This is a genomic window from Pseudomonas sp. NFACC16-2, assembly GCF_900119205.1.
Taxonomy (GTDB): Bacteria; Pseudomonadota; Gammaproteobacteria; order Pseudomonadales; family Pseudomonadaceae; genus Aquipseudomonas; species Aquipseudomonas fluorescens_Q.
In genome coordinates, this window is sequence record NZ_FPIX01000043.1 from 1 (window position 1) to 23,486 (window position 23,486).

Consider the following 23,486-nt stretch of genomic DNA (forward strand, 5'->3'; position numbering starts at 1 on the left):
GATCGTTCCCACGCTCTGCGTGGTAATGCATCCCGTGACGCTCTGCGTCACCTTGCAGAAGCGGAACGCGGAGCGTTCCTGGAGCGTGAGGAACGATCTTCCACAGCCTCAGCGCCGAATGAAACATTGACCGCAAGTCCCGGAGTGCCCGGCAACGACGCCCACGCCAGACTGACCAATCCTTCCCACTAAGGTTTGTGCTCATGTCCACCTCCCTGCAAGCCCCCTCGCTGATCCCACCCATGGGCGACCTTGACTGGTCTGCCCTGGAGGGCAGCCTCGAGCAGGACGGCAGCGCAGTCCTGCGCAACCTGCTCACCGCCAGGCAATGCCAGGGACTCAGCAGCTTGTATGCCCAGCCCGGGCTTTTTCGTTCGCGGGTGATCATGGCCCGCCATGGATTCGGGCGCGGCGAGTATCAGTATTTTCGTTACCCGCTGCCTGACCTCGTCCAGCAACTGCGTCAGTGGTTGTATCCGCTGCTGGTACCGCTGGCCAACCGCTGGAACGCGTGCATGGGCCTAGAGGTGCACTATCCCGACCGGCATGCCGATTTCATCCAGCGCTGCCATGCCGCCGGGCAGCAACGCCCGACGCCATTGTTGCTGCAATACGGCCCCCAGGACTACAACTGCCTGCATCAGGATCTGTACGGCGAGCAGGTGTTCCCGCTGCAGGTCGCGATCCTGTTGTCGGAACCGGGGCGGGACTTCAGCGGGGGTGAATTCGTGCTGACCGAACAACGTCCGCGCATGCAGTCGCGGCCGCAGGTCATCGATCTGAAACAGGGCGATGCGGTGGTGTTCGCGGTGCATCAGCGGCCCGTCAAAGGCGTTCGCGGTTATTATCGAGTGAACATGCGCCATGGCGTCAGCCGCGTGCACGACGGCAGGCGACACACCTTGGGAATCATTTTTCATGATGCGCAATGACGACACCCCGATCACCCTGGACCTGTTCGCCGACGAGACGCCGACGACACCAGGCCAGGTCGAACAGATTGGCCCGCAATCGTTCGTGCTGCGTGGCTTTGCCCTGCCCTGGCTCGACCGTTTGCTGCCGGCCCTGGAAACCGTGTTGCAGGCCGCGCCGTTCCGGCAGATGGTCACGCCCGGCGGCTTCACCATGTCGGTGGCCTTGAGCAGTTGTGGCGCCCTGGGCTGGACCACCGACCGCAGCGGCTATCGCTATAGCGCCGTTGATCCACAGACCGGCCACCCCTGGCCCGCCATGCCGGCGGTGTTTCGCGAACTGGCCCAGGCCGCCGCCCGGCAGGCACGGTTCGAGCATTTCGAGCCGGATTCCTGCCTGATCAACCGCTACGTGCCCGGCGCACGGATGTCGTTGCATCAAGACAAGAACGAACGCCAACTCAGCGCCCCTATCGTCTCGATGTCCCTGGGCTTGCCGGCAATGTTTCAGTTCGGCGGGTTCGAGCGCAGCGACAAAAGCCTGCGTGTGCCGCTGTTCCATGGTGACATCGTGGTCTGGGGCGGCGTGGACCGGTTGCGTTATCACGGCGTGCTGCCGCTCAAGAGTGGAGAGCATCCGCGCCTGGGCGCCCAGCGCATCAACCTGACGTTTCGCACCGCCGGGTGAAGGTGCAGAATTCAACCGCAAGACCCGGAGTGTCGCCGCTCCCCAGGCTCGCTACTGTAGCCAAAACGGGCCAATGGACATAACGACCATGAACAGCACTTCGAACAATCTCGCCCCTGAACTGGATCCGCGCTGGGCCGCCGTGCTCGCCCGGGATCCACGCGCCGACGGCACCTTCGTCTATGGCGTAAAAACCACTGGCATCTATTGCCACCCCAGCAGCCTGTCGCGCCTGCCCAACCCGCGCAACGTCGAGTTCTTCGACACGCCGGAACAGGCCCAGGCCGCCGGTTATCGGCCCAGCAAGCGCGTAGCCCGGGACCAGACCCAGATCGCCGCCCAGCAAGCGGCACGGGTTGCCGCCGCTTGCCGGCAAATCGAGGCGGCCGAGCAACTGCCTGGCCTGAATGAGCTGGCAGAAAGCGCGGGGTTGAGCCCCTTCCATTTTCATCGGGTCTTCAAGGCTGTCACCGGCCTGACCCCCAAGGGTTATGCCGCCGCCCACCGCTCACGCAAGGTGCGCGAACGCCTGGCCGATGGCGGCACGATCACCGAGGCGCTGTACGACGCCGGTTTCAACTCCAACAGCCGCTTTTATGAGGCTGCCGACAAGGTGTTGGGCATGAAACCCGCCGACTACCGCGCCGCCGGGCAGAACACCGACATCCGTTTCGCCGTCGGCCAATGCTCCCTCGGGGCGATCCTGGTGGCGCAAAGCGAGCGTGGCGTGTGCGCGATCCTGCTGGGGGACGACCCGGACGCGTTGGTGCGCGACCTGCAAGACAAATTCCGCCGGGCCAACCTGATCGGCGCCGACCGCGAGTTCGAGCAGTTGATCGCCCAGGTGGTTGGCTTCATCGAAGCACCGGCCCTAGGCTTGGACCTGCCCTTGGACCTGCGCGGCACCGCCTTCCAGGAGCGGGTCTGGCAAGCCTTGCGGGACATTCCCGCAGGCAGCACCGCCAGCTATGCCGAGATCGCCCAGCGCATCGGCATGCCCAAGGCCGTGCGCGCCGTGGCCCAGGCCTGCGGCGCCAACAGCCTGGCGGTGGCAATCCCTTGCCATCGGGTGGTACGCAGCGACGGCAACCTGTCGGGCTATCGCTGGGGTGTGGAACGCAAGCGTCAGTTGCTGGCGCTGGAGCGCTCATCCGGGGATTGAATGCCGATGTAGATCGCCACCGAGTCGGGGCCGCTGTAGACCTCGAAATCGGTGGTGAAACGGCGCAATGTCTGTGGGTTATCCGCAAAGTACGCCCAGATCAGGCCCCAGGTCTGGATCACGCAGTCGGGCATCGGCCCCTTGGCCGAAAACACCACGTAGTCGCCGCCCTCGATGTCCACGGCGGGATAGCCTGCGCAGGTCGCATCCACCTGCACTCCGGCCGTCACGTCGAAGTGGCCGGTGGCGTCGGATTCGTAGTTGGAATACACCCCGTAGACGAACGACTCCGACTGCCGGGCCGGAATCGTGTCGAACAGCCCTTCGTTGAAGAACTGCTGCCACATCGGGCCGATCCTTGCCGTGTCGGGCTGCTGTTCGTCGGTGTTGCGGGTGCGCACCTGCAGGCCGGCCACGGTGAAGGGTTCGACGGTCTTGAGTTTCACGTCCATGGATCGGGCTCCTTGATGTATGAAGCCCGCATGGTAACCCTCCCACCGGCGGGATCAAGCTGCAGCGCTCGATTGAAAAACTCGACTGGCCCTCGCCGGTCCACACCTGCTAAAACCGCTGTTTCCTTCTGCCGTCGGAGACCCCGCCCATGAGCCAGTGGCCAGACACTCGCATTCTTGACCTGCTCGGCATCGAGCTGCCCATCATCCAGGGACCGCTGGCCGGGGTGACCGGGCCGGCCATGGTGGTCGCGACGTGCAATGCCGGCGGGCTGGGTTCGATGCCGGCGGCGATGCTGGACGTCGAGCAACTGCGCCAGGCCCTGACGACCATCGGCGAACAGACCGACAAGCCGTTCAACGTAAATTTTTTCTGTCACCAGCCACCGGCCTTCGACGAACAACGGGCCGCGGCCTGGAAGCAACGGCTCAAGCCGTACTACCAGGAACTGGGCGTCGACTTCGACGCGCCGACCCCGGTGTCCAACCGCACGCCTTTCGACGATGCCGCCTGCCAGGTGTTGGAAGAGATGCGTCCCAAAGTGGTCAGTTTTCATTTCGGCCTGCCGGAAAAATCCTTGCTGGATCGAGTGAAGGCCACTGGCGCGAAAATCCTTTCCTCGGCCACCACCGTCGAGGAGGCCATCTGGCTGGAGCAGCACGGCTGCGACGCGATCATCGCCATGGGCTATGAAGCCGGCGGCCATCGCGGGATGTTCCTCAGCGACGACCTCAACACCCAAGTCGGGCTGTTTGCCTTGCTGCCGCAGGTGGTGGATGCGGTGAAGGTGCCGGTGATCGCCACCGGCGGCATTGGCGATGCGCGGGGGATCGTCGCGGCGTTCGCCCTGGGCGCCTCGGCGGTGCAACTGGGCAGCGCCTATCTGTTCACCCCCGAGGCGAAGATCAGCGCTTCCCATCACCGCGCGTTGCGCACGGCCAAGGAAAGCCAGACCGCTGTTACCAACCTGTTCACTGGGCGCCCGGCCCGAGGCATCGTCAACCGGGTGATGCGCGAAGTGGGCCCGATGAGCCCGCTCGCACCGGCCTTTCCCCTGGCGGGCGGCGCGTTGATGCCGCTGCGCGCCAAGGATGAAGCGGACTTCAGCAACCTGTGGGCCGGCCAGGCGTTTCCCCTGGGCCGCGAACTGTCGAGCGCCGAGTTGACCCGGCGGTTGGCTGAAGAGGCATTGGCCCGACTCAACAATCGTGGGCGGTCCTGACAGTCGTCATCGCCTGTCAGGCCACCATCGCGAGCAGGCTCGCTCCCCAGGCAAAATGCCGCGTTCCGTTTGCCGGCCATTCGCTATATATTCCGGTATATAGCGAACCTGACCTTACGGAACCCGACCTATGCGCCCCATCCGCTTCGCGCCGTTGCTGCTGACCCCGTTCTTTGCCATTGGCGCCGTCCAGGCCGCGGAGGTGCAGGTGGCGGTCGCTTCCAATTTCACCGCGCCGATCCAGGCCATCGCCGCCGATTTCGAAAAAGACACCGGGCACAAGCTGGTGGCGGCTTACGGCGCGACCGGGCAGTTCTACACCCAGATCAAGAACGGCGCGCCATTCGAAGTCTTCCTCGCCGCCGACGACACCACCCCGGCCAAACTCGAAAGCGAAGGCGACACTGTCAAGGGCTCGCGCTTCACCTACGCAGTCGGCACCCTGGCGCTGTGGTCAGCCAAAGAGGGTTACGTCGATGGCACGGGGCAGGTCCTCAAGCACAACGACTTCCAGCACCTGTCCATTGCCAACCCGAAAGCCGCGCCCTACGGCCTCGCCGCGACCCAGGTGCTGGACAAGCTCGGCTTGAGCGCGCAGGTGAAAGGCAAGCTCGTCGAAGGCCAGAACATCACCCAGGCCTATCAATTCGTCTCCACCGGTAACGCCGAACTCGGTTTCGTCGCCTTGTCCCAGGTGTACAAGGACGGCAGAGTGACAGGCGGCTCGGCATGGATCGTCCCGGCCGAACTGCACGACCCGATCAAACAGGACGCGGTGATCCTCACCAAAGGCCGGGACAACCCCGCCGCCGCGGCCCTGGTGGATTACCTCAAGGGCCCGAAAGCCGCCGCCATCATCCAAACCTACGGTTACCAACGCTAAAATGCCCCTGACCAGCGCCGACTATGCCGCCATCTGGCTGACCCTCAAACTGGCGTCCTTGACCACGGTGATCCTGCTGCTCATCGGCACGCCCATCGCTCTATGGCTGTCGCGCACCCGTTCGTGGCTGCGCGGGCCGGTGGGCGCGGTGGTGGCATTGCCATTGGTGTTGCCACCCACGGTGATCGGCTTTTACCTGTTGCTGGCGTTGGGGCCGCACGGCTGGATCGGCCAGTTCACCCAAGCCCTCGGGCTGGGCACCCTCACCTTCAGCTTCACCGGGCTGGTGATCGGCTCGGTGATCTACTCCATGCCGTTTGTGGTGCAGCCGTTGCAAAACGCCTTCGCGGCCATCGGCAGTCGCCCCCTGGAAGTCGCCGCCACCCTGCGGGCCGGCCCCTGGGATACATTTTTCAGCGTCATCCTGCCCCTGGCCCGTCCCGGTTTCATCACCGCGGCGATTCTGGGGTTCGCCCACACCGTCGGCGAATTCGGCGTGGTGCTGATGATCGGCGGCAACATCCCGGAGAAAACCCGGGTGGTGTCGGTGCAGATCTACGACCATGTCGAAGCCCTGGAGTATGCCCAGGCCCACTGGCTGGCGGCGGCGATGCTGGTGTTTTCATTCCTGGTGCTGCTGGCGTTGTATTCCAGCCGCCGAACCCGTGCCGGTTGGGGCTGATCGATGATCAACGCGCGTTTGCAACTCGACCACGGGGCTTTTTCCCTGGACCTGGATGTGCAACTGCCAGGCCGTGGCGTGACCGCACTGTATGGGCCTTCCGGCTCCGGCAAGACCACTTGCCTGCGCTGCATTGCCGGGTTGGAGCGGCCGGCCCGGGGCTTTATCGAAGTCAACGGCCAAGTGTGGCAGGACAGCGAGCACGGCGTGTTCGTGCCGCCCCACAAGCGGCCGGTGGGGTATGTGTTCCAAGAGGCCAGCCTGTTCGCCCACCTGTCGGTACGGGCCAACCTGGCGTTCGGCCTCAAGCGCATCGCGCCGGCACAACGGCGAGTGGACATGAACCAGGCCACCGATCTGCTGGGTATCGGGCACTTGCTCGATCGCCAGCCGCACAACCTCTCCGGCGGCGAGCGCCAGCGGGTGGGCATCGCCCGTGCCTTGCTCACCAGCCCGCAACTGCTGCTGATGGATGAGCCGCTGGCGGCCCTCGATAGCCGGCGCAAAAACGAAATCCTGCCGTACCTGCAACGGCTCCACGATGAGCTGGACATTCCAGTGCTGTATGTCAGCCATTCCCAGGACGAAGTGGCGCGCCTGGCCGATCACATCGTGTTGCTCGACGGCGGCCGCGCGCTGGCCAGTGGACCGATCGGCGAAACCCTGGCCCGGCTCGACCTGCCATTGGCCCTGGGGGATGACGCCGGCGTGGTGATCGAGGGCAAGGTCAGCGGCTATGACCCGGCGTACCAATTGCTGACCCTGAACCTGCCCGACAGCCAACTGACCGTGCGCGTGGCCCACACGTCCCTGGCCCTCGGCCAGCCGCTGCGCTTCAAGGTCCAGGCTCGGGACGTCAGCCTCAGCCTGGCGAACGATGCCCAAACCAGCATCCTCAATCGCCTGCCGGTCACCGTGGTCAGCGAACAGGCCGCCGACAACGCCGCCCATGTGCTGGTCCGCCTGGAAGCCGCCGGCACCCCACTGCTGGCGCGCATCACCCGCTATTCCCGCGATCAGCTCAAGCTGCAACCGGGGCTGGTGTTGTGGGCGCAGATCAAGGCGGTGGCGGTGTTGGCGTAGTCCCCTTAACAACCGATCACACTGTGAGCGCTTGCTCCCACAGGTTCGGCGGCACCATCAGAATCTTGGCACGACCGCAACGGGCTGCGGTCAATCGATCACAGGCCACCGGATTCGCTGCCAAGGACTTTCTTCATGCCCGACACCCTGCCGCCGGATGCATTGCCGGCCGACCTGCATTACGTCGACGACACCGCCCCCGGCATCACCCGCAAGAAATTGCGTGGCAAGTTCTGTTATTTCGACCCGCAGGGCCAGCGCATCACCGACGCGGCAGAGATCCAGCGCATCAATGCCTTGGCGGTGCCGCCGGCCTATACCGATGTGTGGATCTGCACCGACCCCCGAGGCCATCTCCAGGCCACCGGCCGCGACGCCCGCGGGCGCAAGCAGTACCGCTACCACGCGCGCTGGCGTGAAGTGCGCGATGCGGACAAGTATTCGCGGATGCTGGAATTCGGACGTGCCCTGCCGCGCCTGCGCAAACGCCTGGAAGAAATCCTCGCCACGCCCGGTTTCAGCCGCGACAAAGTCATGGCCACGGTTATCACCCTGCTGGACACGACCCTGATCCGCGTCGGCAACAGCCAATACGCCCGGGACAATCGCTCCTATGGCCTGACGACCCTGCGCAACAAGCATGTCGAGGTCAACGGCAGCGCCATCGCCTTCCAGTTCCGTGGCAAGAGCGGCATCGAGCACCAGATCACCGTGAAGGACCGGCGCCTGGCGCGGATCATCAAGCGCTGCCAGGAGATCCCCGGGCAGAACCTGTTCCAATACCTGGACGAACACGGCGAACGCCACGCCATCAGTTCTTCGGACATCAACGCCTACCTCAAGACCCTCACTGGCGCTGACTTCACCGCCAAGGACTACCGCACCTGGGCCGGCAGCGCAGCCGCTCTGGCCGGGTTGCGGACGCTGCGCTGGGAAACCGAAAGCGAGGCCAAAAGGCATGTCGCCGAGATGGTCAGGCAAGTCGCCCGACAACTGGGCAACACGCCGACCGTCTGTCGCAAGTGCTACATTCATCCTGCGGTGGTGGAGAGTTTCCTGCTCGGTGCCCTGACCCAGTTACCCAAACCCCGGGCACGTAAAGGCCTCAGCGAAGAAGAAGCCGGGCTGGCGTTATTTCTGCAGCGCATGACGCAAGCCGCCCAGAAATGCGAACAGCAGCAACCGGCTTGATGCGCTCACCGGCAGCCAGCCACGGATGAGGAACATCCGCAGACCGCTGGACTCCCAACTGTACGGCACAGCCGATCCGCAGGCACTTGCAAAGGGTGAAGTCGACAGGAGTTTCAGATGTCCGAACACATTGTCCATTTTCATTGCCAGATCGATCAGGGAACCACGGAACGCTTTCGCGATAACTGCCTGGAGGCCATTGAGAAAGGCGCCGACTCGCTGATGCTCAATCTCTCCACAGTCGGTGGCAGCACCAACTTCGGCTTCACCCTCTACACCTTCATCAAGTCCCTGCCGGTACCGGTACGTGCGGTGAACGCCGGCAACATCGAGTCGATGGGCATCGTCATGTACCTGGCCGCCAGCGACCGCACCACTACCCCACATTCGCGTTTCCTGATTCATCCGATGAACTGGTACTTCGGCCAGAAGTCGGTGGACCACTCACGCTTGCGCGAGTACCTGTCCAGCCTGGACAACGACGTGGCGCGCTACGTGGAAATCTACGTCAAGGAAACCGCTGGCGCGGCGACGCAGCTGGATATCTTCAAATGCCTGTGTGCCGAGGAACGGGTGATTCCAGCGGAGAACTCCCTGGCTTTCGGCATTGCCCATCGGGTCGAGCAAGTGGTGTTCCCGGCAGATGCCAAGCATTGGAAAGTCAGCGGTGGGGAGGATTAGAAGTGAAGGCTGGTGGCAGACCATTCGTCGCCAGCAAGCGGTTTTTTTTAAACTTCCCCCGGCCATTTTCTTTCCCAACTAATGCGAGGCACGTTGCTCGCTCAACCAAAATGAGGATTCTCGAAATGGCCAGTAGCGGAAACAAAAACCCAGGCAACTTCGCCAATGATCGTGAAAAAGCATCGGAAGCCGGCAAGAAAGGCGGACAAGCGTCGGGCGGCAACGTTGCTAACGACCGGCAAAAAGGCACTGGGGCCGGTAACAAAGGTAGCGAACGCAGCCAAGGCGGCGGCAGAAAATCGTAACCACGCAAATCGTTGGGGCGCAGACGTATTGCGCCCCGGCGCTATCCGCTCTCGCTCTCGCTACAAATACGAAATTCCATATATTCGATTGTCCGCATATACTCCGGCGCAGCCCAACCTTGCGCTTATCGGAGCCGATCGATGAAAGTCCTCTTCATGTGCACAGCCAACAGTTGCCGCAGCATTCTCAGCGAAGCGATGTTCAACCATCTGGCCCCGGCCGGATTCCAGGCCGTCAGCGCCGGCAGTTTCCCCAAGGGCCACGTGCTCCCGCGCAGCCTGAGCACCTTGCAAGAAGCCGGTATCAGCGTAAAAGGCTTGCGCAGCAAGGGTAACGACGCGTTCGAGGGCAGTCCGCCGGACATCGTCATCACCGTGTGCGACAGCGCCGCTCGCGATGCTTGCCCGGTGTACTTCGGTCCGGCCATCAAGGCCCACTGGGGCCTGGTCGATCCATCGACCGTCAGAGGCAGCGATGATCAGATCGGCCAGGCCTTCCATGCCACCCTGGATCGTATCGAAACCCGCTGCCGGGCCTTTTTTGCCCTGCCCTTCGACCAGCTCGATGCCCAGGCCTTGAAAGCCGAGCTCGACCGCATCGGCACCCTCTGACCGCTCAACCTGCGCGATAGGCCTGCTTCACCGTCTCGATCCAGCTCGCCTCCAGGCGCGACTGTTCGGTGCCCAGGCCCAGCGCCTGCATCTTCGCCAGGTGCGCGTCGGCCTCTCGCGCCAGGGAGCCCTGGGCGCTGGAGTTGGCGTCCAGCTGATGCATCTGGGCCAGCCCCAGGTGATAGAAACGCAGCAGCTTCATAGCGGTGGGATCCTGGGCTTGCACGCCAGCGGTCACCTGGTGCATCACGTTGGTGATTTTCATCAGGCTGCGCTTGAGCTGCCAGCCGTACACGGCGGCGGCCATCCATGGCTGCGACCAGAAATACAGGCGCATCAGCGCGGCCATTGCCAGCACCGCGACAAGCACCCCGCCGAGATTGAAACGAAAGTTATCGCCTCCGGGCGTGCCCAGCAGCAGCACGGCCAGGCTGGACAGCAACATCGCCAGGGCCAGGAACACCACCGCGATGATCAGGGTGCTGCGGCGAGTCTGCTTGCGATAGGTGTCGCTATCCCACGGTTTGATCTCGAACATCGCGGTGCAATTTCCTTGTACGGCATCAAAAGAGTCACGCATTATCGCCTGCCCGGTCGATTTAGCTATGCTGGAGCTCATTTTGTATCGCAACCGACTCGCCGGGTCCGGATCGAAGTCCATGGCGATAGCGCAAGGATCGTGCGATCTTTCTGCGTGGACGTTTTTTTCAAGATGCCGTCGTTGTGTGCATGGCATCGTTTTCAAGGAAAGCTGAATGAATCAAAGACATGTAATCAACGCCTCGGTAAGCCCCAAAGGCAGCCTGGAGACCTTGTCCCAGCGCGAAGTCCAGCAACTGAGCGAAGCCGGTTCCGGCAGTATCTATACCCTCTTCCGCCAGTGCGCCCTGGCCATCCTCAACACCGGCGCCCATGTTGATAACGCCAAGACCATCCTGGAAGCCTACAAGGACTTCGAGATCCGTATTCACCAGCAGGACCGGGGCGTGCGCCTGGAGCTGCTGAACGCGCCGGCCGACGCGTTCGTCGACGGCGAAATGATCGCCAGCACCCGGGAAATGCTGTTCAGCGCCCTGCGCGACATCGTCTACACCGAGAACGAGCTGGACAGCCAGCGCATCGACCTCAGCTCGTCCCAGGGCATCAGCGACTACGTCTTCCACCTGCTGCGCAACGCCCGCACCTTGCGTCCTGGCGTGGAGCCGAAAATCGTCGTGTGCTGGGGCGGTCACTCGATCAACACCGAAGAATACAAATACACCAAGAAGGTCGGCCACGAACTGGGCCTGCGCAGCCTGGATATCTGCACCGGTTGCGGCCCTGGCGTGATGAAAGGCCCGATGAAAGGCGCCACCATTGCCCACGCCAAGCAGCGGATCCATGGCGGCCGTTACCTGGGCCTGACGGAGCCGGGCATCATCGCCGCCGAGGCGCCGAACCCGATCGTCAATGAGCTGGTGATCCTGCCGGACATCGAGAAACGCCTCGAGGCTTTCGTACGTGTCGGTCACGGCATCATCATCTTCCCGGGCGGCGCTGGTACGGCGGAAGAGTTCCTCTACCTGCTGGGTATCCTGATGCACCCGGCCAACCAGGACCTGCCGTTCCCGGTGGTGCTCACCGGACCGAAAAGCGCCGCGCCGTACCTCGATCAGTTGCATGCGTTTGTCGGTGCAACCCTGGGTGAAGCCGCGCAGAAGCACTATCAGATCATCATCGACGACCCGGCCGAAGTGGCACGGCAGATGACCCAGGGGCTCAAGGAGGTCAAGCAGTTCCGCCGCGAGCGCAACGACGCCTTCCACTTCAACTGGCTGCTGAAGATCGACGAAGGCTTCCAGCGCCCGTTCGACCCGACCCACGCCAACATGGCCAGCCTGGGCCTGAGCCGCGACCTGCCCGCCCACGAACTGGCGGCCAACCTGCGCCGGGCGTTCTCGGGCATCGTGGCCGGTAACGTCAAGGACAAGGGCATCCGCCTGATCGAAGAACACGGCCCTTACGAGATCCACGGTGACGCCGCCATCATGGAACCCCTCGACCGCCTGCTCCAGGCCTTCGTCGCCCAGCACCGCATGAAACTGCCAGGCGGGGCGGCGTATGTGCCGTGCTATCGCGTGGTGACCTGACCTATCCGAGGACCTCCGTAGATCCAATGTGGGAGCGAGCAAGCTCGCTCCCACAGGTGTTCTGCGGCGGTCATAGAATCGAAGGCAACCGCATCAGGCCGGCCTCATCCACCTCAATGCCTAGCCCAAGGTAATCCTCGATCTGCGGATGAAGGGTGACCACAGGGTGCGTATGCGTCGCCGTCACCACCAGCACATCCGCCCCCGCCGCCTCGCCGGCCCGGATGCCCGCCTCGGCGTCTTCAAACACCAGGCATTCCTGCGGTGCCACCTGCAAGCGTTCGGCAGCCAAGCGGTAGCAGGCGGGGTTGGGCTTGCCGTCGCTCACGTCCTCGGCAGTGACCATCACTGCAGGGCGCGGGATCCCGGCCGCTTCCATACGCCGCAAGGCCAGTGCCATCGGTGCCGAAGTGACGATCGCCCAGCGCTCAGGCGGCAGGCTGTTCACAAAGGCCTGCGCACCGGGCACCTGCACCACCCCTTCAACGTCTTCGATTTCCTCGCGGGTAATCTGCTCGGCCTCGGCCTGGGCATCCACCCCCGGCAGGTGCTGGCGGGTGATGGTGTCAATGGCGCGCACGCCATGGATCGTCGGCAGGAATGTCGCCACGTCCACGCCGTGGCGCAGGGCCCAGCGCGTCCAGATCCGCTCGGCGGCGGCGATGGAATTGAGCAGTGTGCCGTCCATGTCGAACAGGAAGGCGCGGTAGGCAATGTGGGTGGGGAGACTGGCAGGCATCGGATCCTCGGTGGCGGCGTGGCGGGTGATGGCCACAGGGTTTAATGGTGAGTTGGCTACACCAACCGCTCGATCGGCTGATGCTGCCACACCCGCTTGTAGTACAGCGTCTGCAACAGCAGCATGCTCAAGTAAGCCACCGGGAACGCCATCCACACCCCTTGCAGGCCTAAGTGAGCGTCCAGCAGATACGCCGCCGGCACCTGCACGGCGACGATGCAGAAGATCGAGATAGCGACTGGCACCAGCACCGTGCCGCTGGCGCGCATGATACCGCCGACGATCGCCTGGAAGCCGAACACCAGCAGGCTCCAGAGCATGATGTGCAGCAGGTGTTCGGCCTGGACCCGTGCCGCCGGGTCGGTGATGAACAACCCCAGCAGCCAGTGAGACAACAGATACCCCAGGACCACCAGCCCGCCCGTAAGCCAGAGGTTGATCAACAACCCCGTGCGCAGGATCGGCCCCAGGCGCTCCAGGCGTCCGGCACCGATGGCCTGGGCGCCGAGGATCGAAGCGGTGATGGCGATCGACAGCGCCGGAAACTGCACGTAGTTGACGATCTGCGTCACCGCGCCGTAGGCCGCCGTGGCCTGGGAGCCATGACTATTGACCAGCGTCAGGATGACCAACTCGGACAACGAGATCACCACCATCTGCAACCCTGTGGGCAAGCCAATGCGCAGCACTTTGCCAAGGATCTCCGTGTCCAGGCGCATCGCCGCGAACAACGCCCGGTCCGGGGCCAGGGCATGCTCGCGAAGGTTCAGGCGCCACGCCAGCATGGCCATGGCCGAGGCCGTCCCCACCAACCCCGCCAGCGCCGCGCTCTGGATGCCCATCTGCGGCAACCCCGACCAGCCACGAATCAACGCTGGCGTGAGCAGCAGCCCGACACTGGTGGAGATCAGCAGGGCCAACATCGGTGACACCGTATCGCTCACCCCGCGCAGCAGTTGGGTAAACAGCACAAATACCAGCAACATCGGCAGGATCCACAGCATGACCCGGGCATAGGAAACGGCGTCTTCCAGCACATCGGCCGGCGTGCCGAGCCCCTGCAACGCCTGACGCGCAAAGACACTGCCAAGCACCGCCGCCGTCAGGCCGATGATCGCCCCCAACAACAAGGTCGAACCGGCAATCGCCTTCACCGTCCCGGTTTCGCCGGCGCCGTAGGCCTGCCCGATCAACACCCCTGCCCCCGCACCCAGGCCGATGACCAATGCGATAAAGAAAAACACGATGGGAAACATGCCCGACACCGCCGCCAAGGCCTGGGTACCGAGCATCTGGCCGATGTAGATGCTGTTGAACGTGCCAGACATGGACTGCAGGAAATTGGACAAGACCATAGGGGCCAGGAACAGGAGGTAGGTTTTCCAGAGGGGCTGGGTGGGCATGAGGGCTCTGATGGCAGGTTCGAAAATCCGATGCCGGGTAATTTAGCGTAATCCATGGATTCTGTTTCGGAAGATGTCCGTTTTTCGTGGCGAGGGAGCTTGCTCCCGCCGGGCTGCGCAGCAGCCCCAAAACCTAAACACGCAATCTTTCAGGCCAACCGCACCCGCCAAGTTTGGGACCGCTTCGCGCTCCAGCGGGAGCAAGCTCCCTCGCCACAAAGGCCCGTGCGCCATCTCCCTTGCCAGGTGGCTTATACCTTCGTCGGGTGCATTCGACATTTCCCAGACAGCGTCTAACCTGAAATAGCACAGTGCCACGTACTGTGTAGGCCAATGCCTATGCAATACCGGTATCGGACAGCCGGTCTTAAAGTCCGAGTAGAGGTCGCAGATAACCAGTTATTCGCAAATAACCTGTTAGAAACTCTGTTCAAGGACCGAACCATGACGTCGTACCCACACGGTCATTCCTTCGCCCAACCACCTCGCATCCTCTGGAACACAGTGCTCGTCGCTTTCGTTGCTGCCGTTGGCGTCTTACTGCTCAATGGTCCAAGCGTACAAAACATCATCCTGGCTGTTGCCCTCCTGGCCGTTGGTGTCGGTGCTGGCATATGGGGTGCGCGTTCACAACGTCAGCAGTTCGACAGCGCCATCGCCGCCATGGCCCGCCACGACCTGCAAGCCAGCGAGCATCTGGCCCATAAAGCCAGCGAGCAACTCAACGAAGTCATTCTCGGCGCCATGCCGATCTGGGCCAAGCAGGTCGAAAGCTCCCGGCAGCAGACCGAAACCGCAATCGTCTCGCTGACCAGCCGTTTCACCGGCATTTCTTCGCGCCTGGAAGAGACCGTGCAAGCCTCGCAGCTGGCTGCCGGTGAGTTGGCCGGCAGCAGCAGTGGCGGTGCCGTGCAGGTGCTGGCCCAGAGCGAAAGTGAACTGGTCAAGGTCATCGATTCGCTGAAGGCCACCCAAGCCAGCCGCGATGAAACCCTGGCCCAGGTACGCAACCTGACGGCCTATACCGGGGAACTGCGGACCATGGCCGCCGACGTCGCGGCGATTGCCGCGCAGACCAACCTGCTGGCGCTCAATGCCGCCATCGAAGCCGCCCGTGCCGGCGAGGCCGGGCGTGGCTTTGCCGTGGTGGCCGACGCCGTACGCAGCCTCTCGAGCAAGTCCAGCGAGACCGGCCAACAGATGTCGGCCAAGGTCGACATCATCAACACCGCCATCACCCAACTGGTGCATGCCGCGTCCAGCGGCGCGGACCAGGACAGCCATTCGGTCAGTGCCTCCGAGCAAAGCATCCAGCAGGTGCTGGAGCGCTTCAAGAGTGTCACCGGCAGCTTGGCCGACTCGGCCGACATGCTGCAGCGGGAGAGCTTCGGCATCCGCGATGAACTCACCGAGGTGCTGGTCAGCCTGCAATTCCAGGATCGGGTCAGCCAGATCCTCAGCCACGTGCGCGACAACATCGAGGACCTGCATGTGCACATGCAGCAGGCCAGCCAGTCGCCCGAACAGGCCGTCTCCATCGACGCTCGCCAATGGCTGGCGCGCATGGAAACCACTTACGCCACCGACGAGCAACGCCGCAATCACCACGGCGACTCGGCCGCGCAACAGACTTCACAGGAAATCACCTTCTTTTAGGAGCGCCGTTCATGGCTAAAAGTGTATTGGTTGTCGACGACTCCGCGAGCGTTCGGCAGGTGGTCGGCATCGCGTTGAAAAGTGCCGGCTATGACGTGATCGAAGCCAGCGACGGCAAGGACGCCCTGGGCAAACTCAATGGCCAGAAAGTGCACCTGATCATCAGTGACGTGAACATGCCCAACATGGACGGCATCACCTTCGTCAAGGAGGTCAAGAAGCTGGCCAGCTACAAATTCACGCCGATCATCATGCTCACCACCGAATCCCAGGAATCGAAGAAACAGGAAGGCCAGGCTGCCGGAGCGAAGGCCTGGGTGGTCAAGCCGTTCCAGCCGGCACAGATGCTGGCGGCGGTATCCAAGCTGATCCTTCCTTGATAGCCGGAGGCGCCCATGTCGTTGCACTACGAAACACAGGATGACACCGCCCAGGTGCACATCGACGGCGAGCTGACGATCTACACCGCCGCCGACCTGGCCGCGCAATGGTTACCGCAGCTGGGCGCAACACCGCGGATGGCCCTTGATCTGTCGCAGATCACCGAAATGGACGGCGCCGGCCTGCAACTGCTGCTGATGGTACAGCGCGAGGCCGCCAAGGCCGGCACCCAACTGACATTGACCGGCCAGAGCAAGGCCGTCATGGAAACACTTGCCCTGTGCAACCTGGTTGCCTAGGGCTGCTGCAATACGTCGGACACGACAAAGGATATGAGCGTGAGCATCAATCTCGATCAGGCACAACAGACCTTCATCGTCGAGGCACGGGAACAGTTGCAAGCGATGGAAGAGTCGCTGCTGCAACTGGAAACCGACCCCGGCGACGATGACGCCATCGGCGCGATCTTTCGGGCGGCGCACACGATCAAGGGCTCGGCCGGGCTGTTCGGCCTTGAGCCGATCGTCAGCTTCACCCACATCGTCGAAGACGTGCTCGATCGCCTGCGCAACGGCAGCGTCGAAGTGGACGCCGGCCTGATCGCGGTACTGCTCAAGTCCAGCGATCACATGCTGGAACTGATCAACGTGGCCGCCAACCAGGGTGGAGCGCTGCCGCCACCGGCCCTGCAACGGGAAGTGGAACTGTGCCAGATCCTGCAGGAGTACCAGGCGCCCTCGCCCGCTGCAGCTCCGACGCCAGCCCCTGAAACCAAAACCAGCGAACCCGGCGAAACGCGCCTCTGGCACATCTCCCTGCGTTTCGGCCAGGACGTGTTCCGCAACGGCATGGACCCTCTGTCGTTCCTGCGCTACCTGCAAACCCTGGGTGAAATCGTCGACATCACCACCTTGACCGACGCCCTGCCCGCCGCCGATGCCTGGGACGCCGAGTCCTGCTACCTGGGCTTTGACATCGAGTTTCGCTCGGCCGCCAGCCACGGCGCGATCAATGAAGTGTTCGATTTCGTCCGGGAAGACTGCGAGATCGAGATCGTTGCCCTGGATGACGACATCGCCCCCGCAGCCAACACCGGCCTGGTGACCACATCACCGGAGCCGGTCGAGGAAAACACCGCCCTGGTCACCACCGGCGAGTTGCTGTCCGACCAGCGCAAGGCGCCGCGCGTGCCCGCCCAGATCGCCAGCGACAAACAAGCGGTGACCAGCGACAGCAAGGCCAAGGACGGCACCTACGTGCGGGTCAATGCCGACAAGCTCGACGAGTTGATCAACCTGGTGGGTGAACTGGTCATCGCCAGCGCCGGTGCCAGCCTGTTGGCCCGCACCTGCCAGAACGATCCGTTGCAGGAGGCCACCTCGTCAGTCTCCGCACTGGTGGAAGAAATCCTCGATGGCGCCCTGCGCCTGCGCATGATCCCCATCGGCGAAACCTTCAACCGGTTCCGTCGGGTGGTGCGCGATGTCAGCCAGGAACTGGGCAAGGACATCGACCTGATCATCAGCGGCGCGGAGACCGAACTGGACAAGACCGTGGTGGAAAAAATCGGCGACCCGCTCATGCACCTGCTGCGCAACGCCATGGACCACGGCATTGAAACCGCCGAGGCCCGGCTGGCGGCGGGCAAACCAGCCAAGGGGCACCTGCACCTCAACGCCTATCACGACTCCGGCAGCATCGTGCTGGAAATAGCCGACGACGGCGCCGGCCTGAACCGTGACCGGATCCTGGAAAAAGCCCAGGAGCGTGGCCTCGTCGCCCCCGGCGCAAGCCCGACCGACCAGGAGATCTACAACCTGATCTTCGAGCCCGGTTTTTCCACCGCCCAGGCCGTGACCAATCTTTCTGGGCGTGGCGTGGGCATGGACGTGGTCAAGCGCAACATCACCCTGCTGCGCGGCACCGTCGACCTCGACAGCCAGCCCGGCAAGGGCACCGTGGTGCGCATTCGCCTGCCGCTGACCCTGGCGATCATCAATGGTTTTCTGGTGGGCATCGGTCAATCGACCTATGTCATTCCGCTGGACATGGTCCAGGAATGCATCGAGCTGAGCGAAAACGATGGGGTTGCCAGCCGCGAACAAGGCTATCTCGACCTGCGCGGCGAGGTGCTGCCCCTGGTCTACCTGCGCGATCATTTCAGCCACGAAGGCCCGCCCGCTCGCCGCCAGAATGTGGTGGTGGTGCGCTACGCCGAACTCAAGGCCGGGCTGGTGGTGGATGACTTGCTGGGTGAATTCCAGACCGTGATCAAGCCGCTGGGCAAGCTGTTCGGTGCCCTTCGCGGCATCAGTGGCTCGACCATCCTGGGCAGTGGCGCGGTGGCGTTGATTCTCGACGTACCGGCGCTGCTCACCCAGATCGCCCAGACAGAAAACCGCTACACCCCGACTCAATTACAACAAGCCAACGCTCGCTGACGCTTTCGCAATTCCATGGAGAGGTACTTCCCAATGAAATGGTTCTACGACCTTAGAATCGCCACCAAACTGATCACTTCATTTCTTGTTGTGCTGGCGCTGACAGCCGTCATGGGGGTGTTCTCGATCATTCAACTGGGCCAAGTGAACGGCACCACGGTCGAGATCCGGGAAAACTGGATGCCGTCCATGCGTGCGGCCTCGGGCATGCGTTTCTACGGGGCAAACTACCGCCTCAAGGAAAACCGCCACATTACCGCCGACTCCGAACAGGAACGCGCCACCATCGAACAAGAAGCCGAAGAAGCCAAAAAAGCCTTCGAAACGCGCCTGGCAACCTATGAAAAACTGCTCTCCAATGCAGAGGACCGCCAGCTGTTCGAAACCACCCGCAATGACTGGGTCGCTTACCTCGCAGTCAGCAAGGACCTGCTTGCACTGTCTCGGCAAAACCTGACCGAGCAAGCCCATGCACTGCTCAAGGGCGAATCCAAGCGTCAATTCGAGCTGGTGGTCAGCGACCTGCAAAAACTGGTGGAACTCAATGACGTCGGCGCTGGCGCCGCCAGCGAGCGTGGCGCAGCGCTGTTTGAAAAATCACGCCTGTCGATCATCGTCGTGCTGATTGCCGCCCTGCTGGTGGGCCTGGGCCTGGCGCTGTTCATCTCGCGCATCATTTCCCGCCCCCTGAAACAGGCCGCCGCCGTCGCCGAACAATTGGCCGAAGGCAACCTGAACGCGAAAATCGAAAGCGGCTCCAAGGACGAAACCGGCATGGTGCTCAACGCCATGCAGAACATGGTCGGCAAGCTCTCGCACATCATTGGCGAAGTGCGTAACGCCGCGGACAACCTGGCCAGCGCCTCCGAAGAAGTCAGCGCCACCGCGCAATCGATGAGCCAGGCCACCAGCGAGCAGGCCGCCAGCGTCGAGGAAACCAGCGCCTCCATCGAGCAGATGAGCGCCAGCATCAACCAGAACACCGAGAACGCCAAGGTCACCGACGGCATGGCCAGCAAGGCCGCCAAGGAAGCCACCGACGGCGGCGAATCGGTGCAGCAGACCGTGGTGGCGATGAAGAAAATCGCCCAGCGGATCAGCATCATCGACGACATCGCCTACCAAACCAACCTGCTGGCGCTCAACGCCGCCATCGAAGCCGCCCGTGCCGGTGAACACGGCAAAGGCTTCGCCGTGGTCGCCGCCGAAGTGCGCAAGCTGGCCGAACGCAGCCAGGTAGCCGCCCAGGAAATCGGCGAGCTGTCGTCCAGCAGCGTCGATATGGCCGAGAAAGCCGGGAACCTGCTCAACGAGATGGTCCCCTCGATCAACAAGACATCGGACCTGGTGCAGGAAATCAGCGCCGCCTCCGAAGAACAGGCCGCCGGTGTGGCGCAGATCAACACCGCCATGACCCAGCTCAACCAGGTGACCCAACAGAACGCCTCCAGCAGCGAAGAGCTGGCCGCCACCGCCGAGGAAATGAGCAGCCAGGCCGAACAGCTGCAACAGGCCATGAGTTTCTTCACCCTGGACACGCCGCCCAAGTCTGCGGTGCAAGTTGCCAGGGTCGATAATACCCCAGGCGCCTCCGGCCGCAAACCGACGCGGACACCGGCACCGATCATGCCCAAGGCGTTTGCCTACAACATGGCCAGTGCCCCGGACGAATCGGAATTCACCCGGTTCTGATGGTCCGGTTCCACAGGCTTGCTTAAAGGAGAAAAAGCAATGGGCGCCATCGCGACCACACGTCAAACCGCCATCGCGGTCGAGGAAGAAGCGCAATACCTGACGTTCATGCTCGGCACGGAGATGTTTGCCATCGGCATCCTGTGCATCAAGGAAATCATCGAATACGGCAACCTGACCGTGGTGCCGATGATGCCGACCTTCGTGCGCGGGGTGATCAACCTGCGCGGCGCGGTCGTGCCGGTGGTGGACTTGTCGGCCCGTTTCGGCCGGCCGAATTCGGCGATCAGCCGGCGCTCGTGCGTGGTGATCATCGAGGCGTCCAGCGCCGACGGCCAGGCCCAGGACATTGGCCTGCTGGTGGACACGGTGTCGGCGGTGCTGGAAATCCCGGCCTCGCAGATCGAGCCACCACCGAGCTTCGGCGCGAAGATCCGGGCCGATTTCATCAGTGGCATGGCCAAGGTCGATGGCAAGTTCGTCATCGTACTGGAGGTGGACCGCGTGTTGTCCATCGACGAAATGTCCCAACTCGCCGAAACCAGCCCGAGTGCGCTGGAAGTGGATGCCCCGTGAACGCCGATACCTGCAAGGAACGCACGTCGAACGCGCTGGCGCTCAGTGACCGAGAGTTCGGCCAGTTCCAGTCCTGGCTGTACCAGGCCGCCGGCATCAGCCTGTCCGAGGCCAAGAAAGCCCTGGTGGCCGGGCGTTTGTTCAAGCGCCTCAAGCACTATGAGCTGGACAGCTACGGCGAGTATTTCAAGCTGATCATGAACGGCCAGCGCACCGATGAATTACAAGTGGCGCTGGACCTGCTGACGACCAACGAGACCTACTTTTTCCGCGAGCCCAAACATTTCGATTTCCTGCGTCAACACGTACTGCCCCACGCAACGCCGGGCAAGACCTTCCGCCTGTGGAGCGCGGCCAGCTCTTCCGGGGAGGAACCCTACAGCCTGGCCATGACCCTGGCCGAAGGGCTGGGCACCACGCCTTGGGAAGTGATCGGTTCGGACATCAGCAGCCAGGTACTGGCCAAGGCGCGCTCCGGGCATTACCCGATGGAACGCGCCCGCACCCTGCCCCAGCCGCTGCTGGTGAAATATTGCCTCAAGGGCACCGGCAGCCAGCAAGGCACCTTCCTCATCGACCGAGCGTTGCGCAACCGGGTCAACTTCATCCAGGTCAACCTCAACGACACCTTGCCGGAGCTGGGGGAGTTCGATGTGATCTTCCTGCGCAACGTCATGATCTATTTCGACCAACCCACCAAAAGCAAAGTGGTCGCCCGATTGCTCCCCAGGCTCAAGTCCGGCGGGTATTTCATCGTCAGCCACTCGGAAAGTCTCAACGGTGTGTCCGATGCGTTGAAACTGGTGGCGCCCTCGATTTACCGCAAACCATGAGCGCCGCCATCAGAGCAGTGGCCGAGGAGTACCTGGCGCCGGGGGAGTTTCGCTTCGCCACTTGCCCGACCCGCCTGCGCACGATTCTTGGCTCTTGCGTGGCGATCACGCTGTGGCACCCCGAACGCAAGATCGGCGCCATGTGCCACTTCATGCTGCCCAGTCGAGTGCGCTGCTCCACCGCACTGAACGGCCTCTACGCCGACGAAGCCATCGAACTGTTCATCCGTCAGGCCCGGGCGCACCGCACCGACCCCGAGGACTACCAACTCAAGCTGTTCGGCGGCGGGGAGATGTTCCCCGAGCTGCAACGTCATGTGCCCTACGGCGATGTGGCGCGACTGAACGTCAACGCCGCGCTGGAAATGGCCGCCCTCTATCGCCTCGACCTGATCGCCCAGGACATGGGCAGCACCGGCCACCGCAGCATCATTTTCGACCTGCGCAGCGGCGATGTGTGGGTCAGGCACCAACCCATAAGGACCCGGCACTGACCATGTCAAAAAAGATCAATGTACTGCTGGTGGATGACTCTGCGGTGGTTCGCCAGGTGTTGCTGGCGATCCTCAGTGACACACCGGACATCCACGTCATGGGCGCGGCGTCCGACCCGATTTTCGCCATGGACAAACTGGCCAAGGAATGGCCCGACGTGATCGTGCTGGACGTGGAAATGCCGCGCATGGACGGCATCACGTTCCTGAAGAAAATCATGAGCGAGCGCCCCACTCCGGTGGTGATCTGCTCGTCCCTGACGCCCCGGGGCGCGGAAACCACCTTGCAGGCGATGGCCGCTGGCGCGGTGGAAATCATCACCAAACCCACCACCGGCCTGAAGAACTTTCTGTTGGAGTCGGCGCCTGAACTGGTGTCGGCGATCCGTGCCGCCGCCCAGGTCAACGTGCACAACCTGGGCAAGCGTCCCGCCCCGATCGCGCTGACGCCCGCGACCAAACTCACCGCCGACGCCATGCTGCCCGCCGCCAACGGCCACGCCATGGCACAGACCACCGAACGCATTGTCGCCCTGGGCACCTCCACCGGTGGTACCCAGGCCCTGGAAGCGGTGCTCACCGCCCTGCCGCGAGTGTGCCCGGGCATCGTCATCGTCCAGCACATGCCGGAAAAATTCACCGCCTCGTTCGCCGCCCGGCTGAACAGCCTGTGCCAGATCGAAGTGCGCGAGGCCCGCAACAACGACCGCATCCACCCGGGCCTGGCACTCATCGCCCCGGGCGGCAAGCACATGATGGTGACCCGCAGCGGCGCGTTCTATCACGTGCAGGTGGTGGATGGCCCACTGGTCAACCGTCACCGCCCTTCGGTGGATGTGCTGTTCCGCTCCGTGGCCAAATTCGCCGGCCGCAACGCCACCGGCATCATCATGACCGGCATGGGCGACGATGGCGCCCGCGGCCTGAAGGAAATGCTCGACGCCGGCAGCACCACGGTGGCCCAGGACGAAGCCAGTTGCGTGGTCTTCGGCATGCCCAAGGAAGCGATCAAACTCAATGCGGCGCAACGGGTGATGGGGTTGCAGGAGATTGCGCAGGTGATCTTGCATCGGTAACAACGATCGTCCCTACAGTGAACTTGATCAGGTGAACGATCGTTCCCCACGCTCCGCGTGGAAATGCCGCCAGGGACGCTCCGCGTTCCGCTTCTAGCAGGTGACGCAGAGCGTCACGGGATGCATTACCACGCAGAGCGTGGGAACGATCGGGTCGCGGCGGCGGTGGAAGATCGTTCCTCACGCTCCGCGT

The 23,486-nt window shown here is 63.0% G+C and carries 25 protein-coding genes; 21 read left to right on the forward strand and 4 right to left on the reverse strand.

The window, feature by feature from the left end; all coding sequences use genetic code 11:
* The first annotated feature begins 242 nt into the window (after positions 1 to 242).
* The 3 genes from BT116_RS24950 (at position 243) to ada (ending at position 2,761) form a co-directional block, all read left to right on the forward strand.
* The gene (locus BT116_RS24950) at positions 243 to 932 is read left to right on the forward strand and encodes a 2OG-Fe(II) oxygenase (protein ID WP_256572604.1); all 690 of its coding nucleotides are present in this window, start codon (positions 243 to 245) and stop codon (positions 930 to 932) included.
* A complete protein-coding gene (gene alkB / locus BT116_RS24955) occupies positions 919 to 1,599 on the forward strand; it encodes a DNA oxidative demethylase AlkB (protein WP_371856139.1) in 681 nt (226 codons plus the stop codon). Before BT116_RS24950 ends, alkB begins: the two co-directional genes overlap by 14 nt.
* An 88-nt stretch (positions 1,600 to 1,687) precedes the next feature.
* Positions 1,688 to 2,761 (forward strand): bifunctional DNA-binding transcriptional regulator/O6-methylguanine-DNA methyltransferase Ada, encoded by a 1,074-nt coding sequence (gene ada / locus BT116_RS24960; RefSeq protein ID WP_072347953.1) that lies wholly within the window; start codon positions 1,688 to 1,690, stop codon positions 2,759 to 2,761.
* On the opposite strand, the gene BT116_RS24965 is transcribed toward ada, so the two are convergent.
* On the reverse strand, positions 2,725 to 3,213 hold the full coding sequence (locus BT116_RS24965; RefSeq protein ID WP_072347955.1) for a GyrI-like domain-containing protein: 489 nt from the start codon (positions 3,211 to 3,213) through the stop codon (positions 2,725 to 2,727). The genes ada and BT116_RS24965 overlap by 37 nt on opposite strands.
* A gap of 149 nt (positions 3,214 to 3,362) precedes the next feature.
* On the opposite strand from BT116_RS24965, the gene BT116_RS24970 reads away from it, so the two are divergent.
* The 8 genes from BT116_RS24970 to BT116_RS25005 all read left to right on the forward strand — a co-directional run bounded on the left by BT116_RS24970 (position 3,363) and on the right by BT116_RS25005 (position 9,873).
* Positions 3,363 to 4,436, forward strand: a complete 1,074-nt coding sequence (locus BT116_RS24970; RefSeq protein WP_072347957.1) for an NAD(P)H-dependent flavin oxidoreductase — start codon at positions 3,363 to 3,365, stop codon at positions 4,434 to 4,436.
* 130 nt (positions 4,437 to 4,566) lie between these two features.
* Positions 4,567 to 5,319 (forward strand): molybdate ABC transporter substrate-binding protein, encoded by a 753-nt coding sequence (gene modA / locus BT116_RS24975; RefSeq protein ID WP_072347959.1) that lies wholly within the window; start codon positions 4,567 to 4,569, stop codon positions 5,317 to 5,319.
* Position 5,320: 1 nt separating this feature from the next.
* Entirely contained in the window at positions 5,321 to 6,001 is a 681-nt protein-coding gene (gene modB / locus BT116_RS24980; protein ID WP_072347961.1) for a molybdate ABC transporter permease subunit, read from the forward strand.
* 3 nt (positions 6,002 to 6,004) lie between these two features.
* Entirely contained in the window at positions 6,005 to 7,084 is a 1,080-nt protein-coding gene (modC, locus tag BT116_RS24985; protein WP_072347963.1) for a molybdenum ABC transporter ATP-binding protein, read from the forward strand.
* A gap of 135 nt (positions 7,085 to 7,219) precedes the next feature.
* Positions 7,220 to 8,275, forward strand: a complete 1,056-nt coding sequence (locus BT116_RS24990; RefSeq protein ID WP_072347965.1) for a DNA topoisomerase IB — start codon at positions 7,220 to 7,222, stop codon at positions 8,273 to 8,275.
* A 117-nt stretch (positions 8,276 to 8,392) separates the two neighbouring features.
* Complete coding sequence (locus BT116_RS24995; protein WP_014337800.1) at positions 8,393 to 8,956, forward strand: ATP-dependent Clp protease proteolytic subunit; 564 nt, start codon at positions 8,393 to 8,395, stop codon at positions 8,954 to 8,956.
* 125 nt (positions 8,957 to 9,081) lie between these two features.
* Complete coding sequence (locus BT116_RS25000) at positions 9,082 to 9,261, forward strand: con-10 family general stress protein (protein ID WP_003203031.1); 180 nt, start codon at positions 9,082 to 9,084, stop codon at positions 9,259 to 9,261.
* Positions 9,262 to 9,402: 141 nt separating this feature from the next.
* Entirely contained in the window at positions 9,403 to 9,873 is a 471-nt protein-coding gene (locus tag BT116_RS25005; RefSeq protein ID WP_063320607.1) for an arsenate reductase ArsC, read from the forward strand.
* A gap of 4 nt (positions 9,874 to 9,877) precedes the next feature.
* On the opposite strand, the gene BT116_RS25010 is transcribed toward BT116_RS25005, so the two are convergent.
* Positions 9,878 to 10,411, reverse strand: coding sequence for a DUF3087 family protein (locus BT116_RS25010; RefSeq protein WP_063320606.1), 534 nt, complete (start codon positions 10,409 to 10,411; stop codon positions 9,878 to 9,880).
* Between the two features lie 217 nt (positions 10,412 to 10,628).
* Here BT116_RS25010 and ppnN point away from each other — a divergent pair, with 217 nt between their 5' ends.
* On the forward strand, positions 10,629 to 12,002 hold the full coding sequence (ppnN, locus tag BT116_RS25015) for a nucleotide 5'-monophosphate nucleosidase PpnN (RefSeq protein ID WP_063320605.1): 1,374 nt from the start codon (positions 10,629 to 10,631) through the stop codon (positions 12,000 to 12,002).
* Between the two features lie 70 nt (positions 12,003 to 12,072).
* Here ppnN and BT116_RS25020 read toward each other — a convergent pair whose 3' ends face one another.
* Both BT116_RS25020 and BT116_RS25025 read right to left on the reverse strand, forming a co-directional pair.
* Complete coding sequence (locus tag BT116_RS25020) at positions 12,073 to 12,741, reverse strand: HAD family hydrolase (protein WP_072348032.1); 669 nt, start codon at positions 12,739 to 12,741, stop codon at positions 12,073 to 12,075.
* 56 nt (positions 12,742 to 12,797) lie between these two features.
* A complete protein-coding gene (locus BT116_RS25025) occupies positions 12,798 to 14,144 on the reverse strand; it encodes an MATE family efflux transporter (RefSeq protein WP_072347967.1) in 1,347 nt (448 codons plus the stop codon).
* Between the two features lie 744 nt (positions 14,145 to 14,888).
* Between BT116_RS25025 and BT116_RS25030 the strand changes: the two genes are divergently transcribed.
* From BT116_RS25030 to BT116_RS25070, 9 genes are read left to right on the forward strand one after another with little or no spacing between them, the layout of a single operon-like run.
* Positions 14,889 to 15,800 (forward strand): methyl-accepting chemotaxis protein, encoded by a 912-nt coding sequence (locus BT116_RS25030; protein WP_371856143.1) that lies wholly within the window; start codon positions 14,889 to 14,891, stop codon positions 15,798 to 15,800.
* Positions 15,801 to 15,811: 11 nt separating this feature from the next.
* The gene (locus tag BT116_RS25035; protein ID WP_003203044.1) at positions 15,812 to 16,180 is read left to right on the forward strand and encodes a response regulator; all 369 of its coding nucleotides are present in this window, start codon (positions 15,812 to 15,814) and stop codon (positions 16,178 to 16,180) included.
* A 15-nt stretch (positions 16,181 to 16,195) separates the two neighbouring features.
* Positions 16,196 to 16,480 (forward strand): STAS domain-containing protein, encoded by a 285-nt coding sequence (locus tag BT116_RS25040; RefSeq protein ID WP_063320602.1) that lies wholly within the window; start codon positions 16,196 to 16,198, stop codon positions 16,478 to 16,480.
* Positions 16,481 to 16,519: 39 nt separating this feature from the next.
* Positions 16,520 to 18,622: a chemotaxis protein CheA gene (locus BT116_RS25045; RefSeq protein ID WP_072348034.1), complete on the forward strand. Its 2,103-nt coding sequence runs from the start codon at positions 16,520 to 16,522 to the stop codon at positions 18,620 to 18,622.
* 33 nt (positions 18,623 to 18,655) lie between these two features.
* Positions 18,656 to 20,314 (forward strand): methyl-accepting chemotaxis protein, encoded by a 1,659-nt coding sequence (locus BT116_RS25050; protein WP_072347971.1) that lies wholly within the window; start codon positions 18,656 to 18,658, stop codon positions 20,312 to 20,314.
* A gap of 39 nt (positions 20,315 to 20,353) precedes the next feature.
* Positions 20,354 to 20,890, forward strand: a complete 537-nt coding sequence (locus BT116_RS25055; protein WP_072347973.1) for a chemotaxis protein CheW — start codon at positions 20,354 to 20,356, stop codon at positions 20,888 to 20,890.
* Complete coding sequence (locus tag BT116_RS25060; RefSeq protein ID WP_072347975.1) at positions 20,887 to 21,723, forward strand: CheR family methyltransferase; 837 nt, start codon at positions 20,887 to 20,889, stop codon at positions 21,721 to 21,723. The genes BT116_RS25055 and BT116_RS25060 overlap by 4 nt, the downstream gene beginning before the upstream one ends.
* Positions 21,720 to 22,217 (forward strand): chemoreceptor glutamine deamidase CheD, encoded by a 498-nt coding sequence (gene cheD, locus BT116_RS25065; protein WP_072347977.1) that lies wholly within the window; start codon positions 21,720 to 21,722, stop codon positions 22,215 to 22,217. Before BT116_RS25060 ends, cheD begins: the two co-directional genes overlap by 4 nt.
* Positions 22,218 to 22,219: 2 nt before the next feature.
* Positions 22,220 to 23,293, forward strand: a complete 1,074-nt coding sequence (locus tag BT116_RS25070; protein WP_063320597.1) for a protein-glutamate methylesterase/protein-glutamine glutaminase — start codon at positions 22,220 to 22,222, stop codon at positions 23,291 to 23,293.
* Positions 23,294 to 23,486 lie beyond the last annotated feature (193 nt).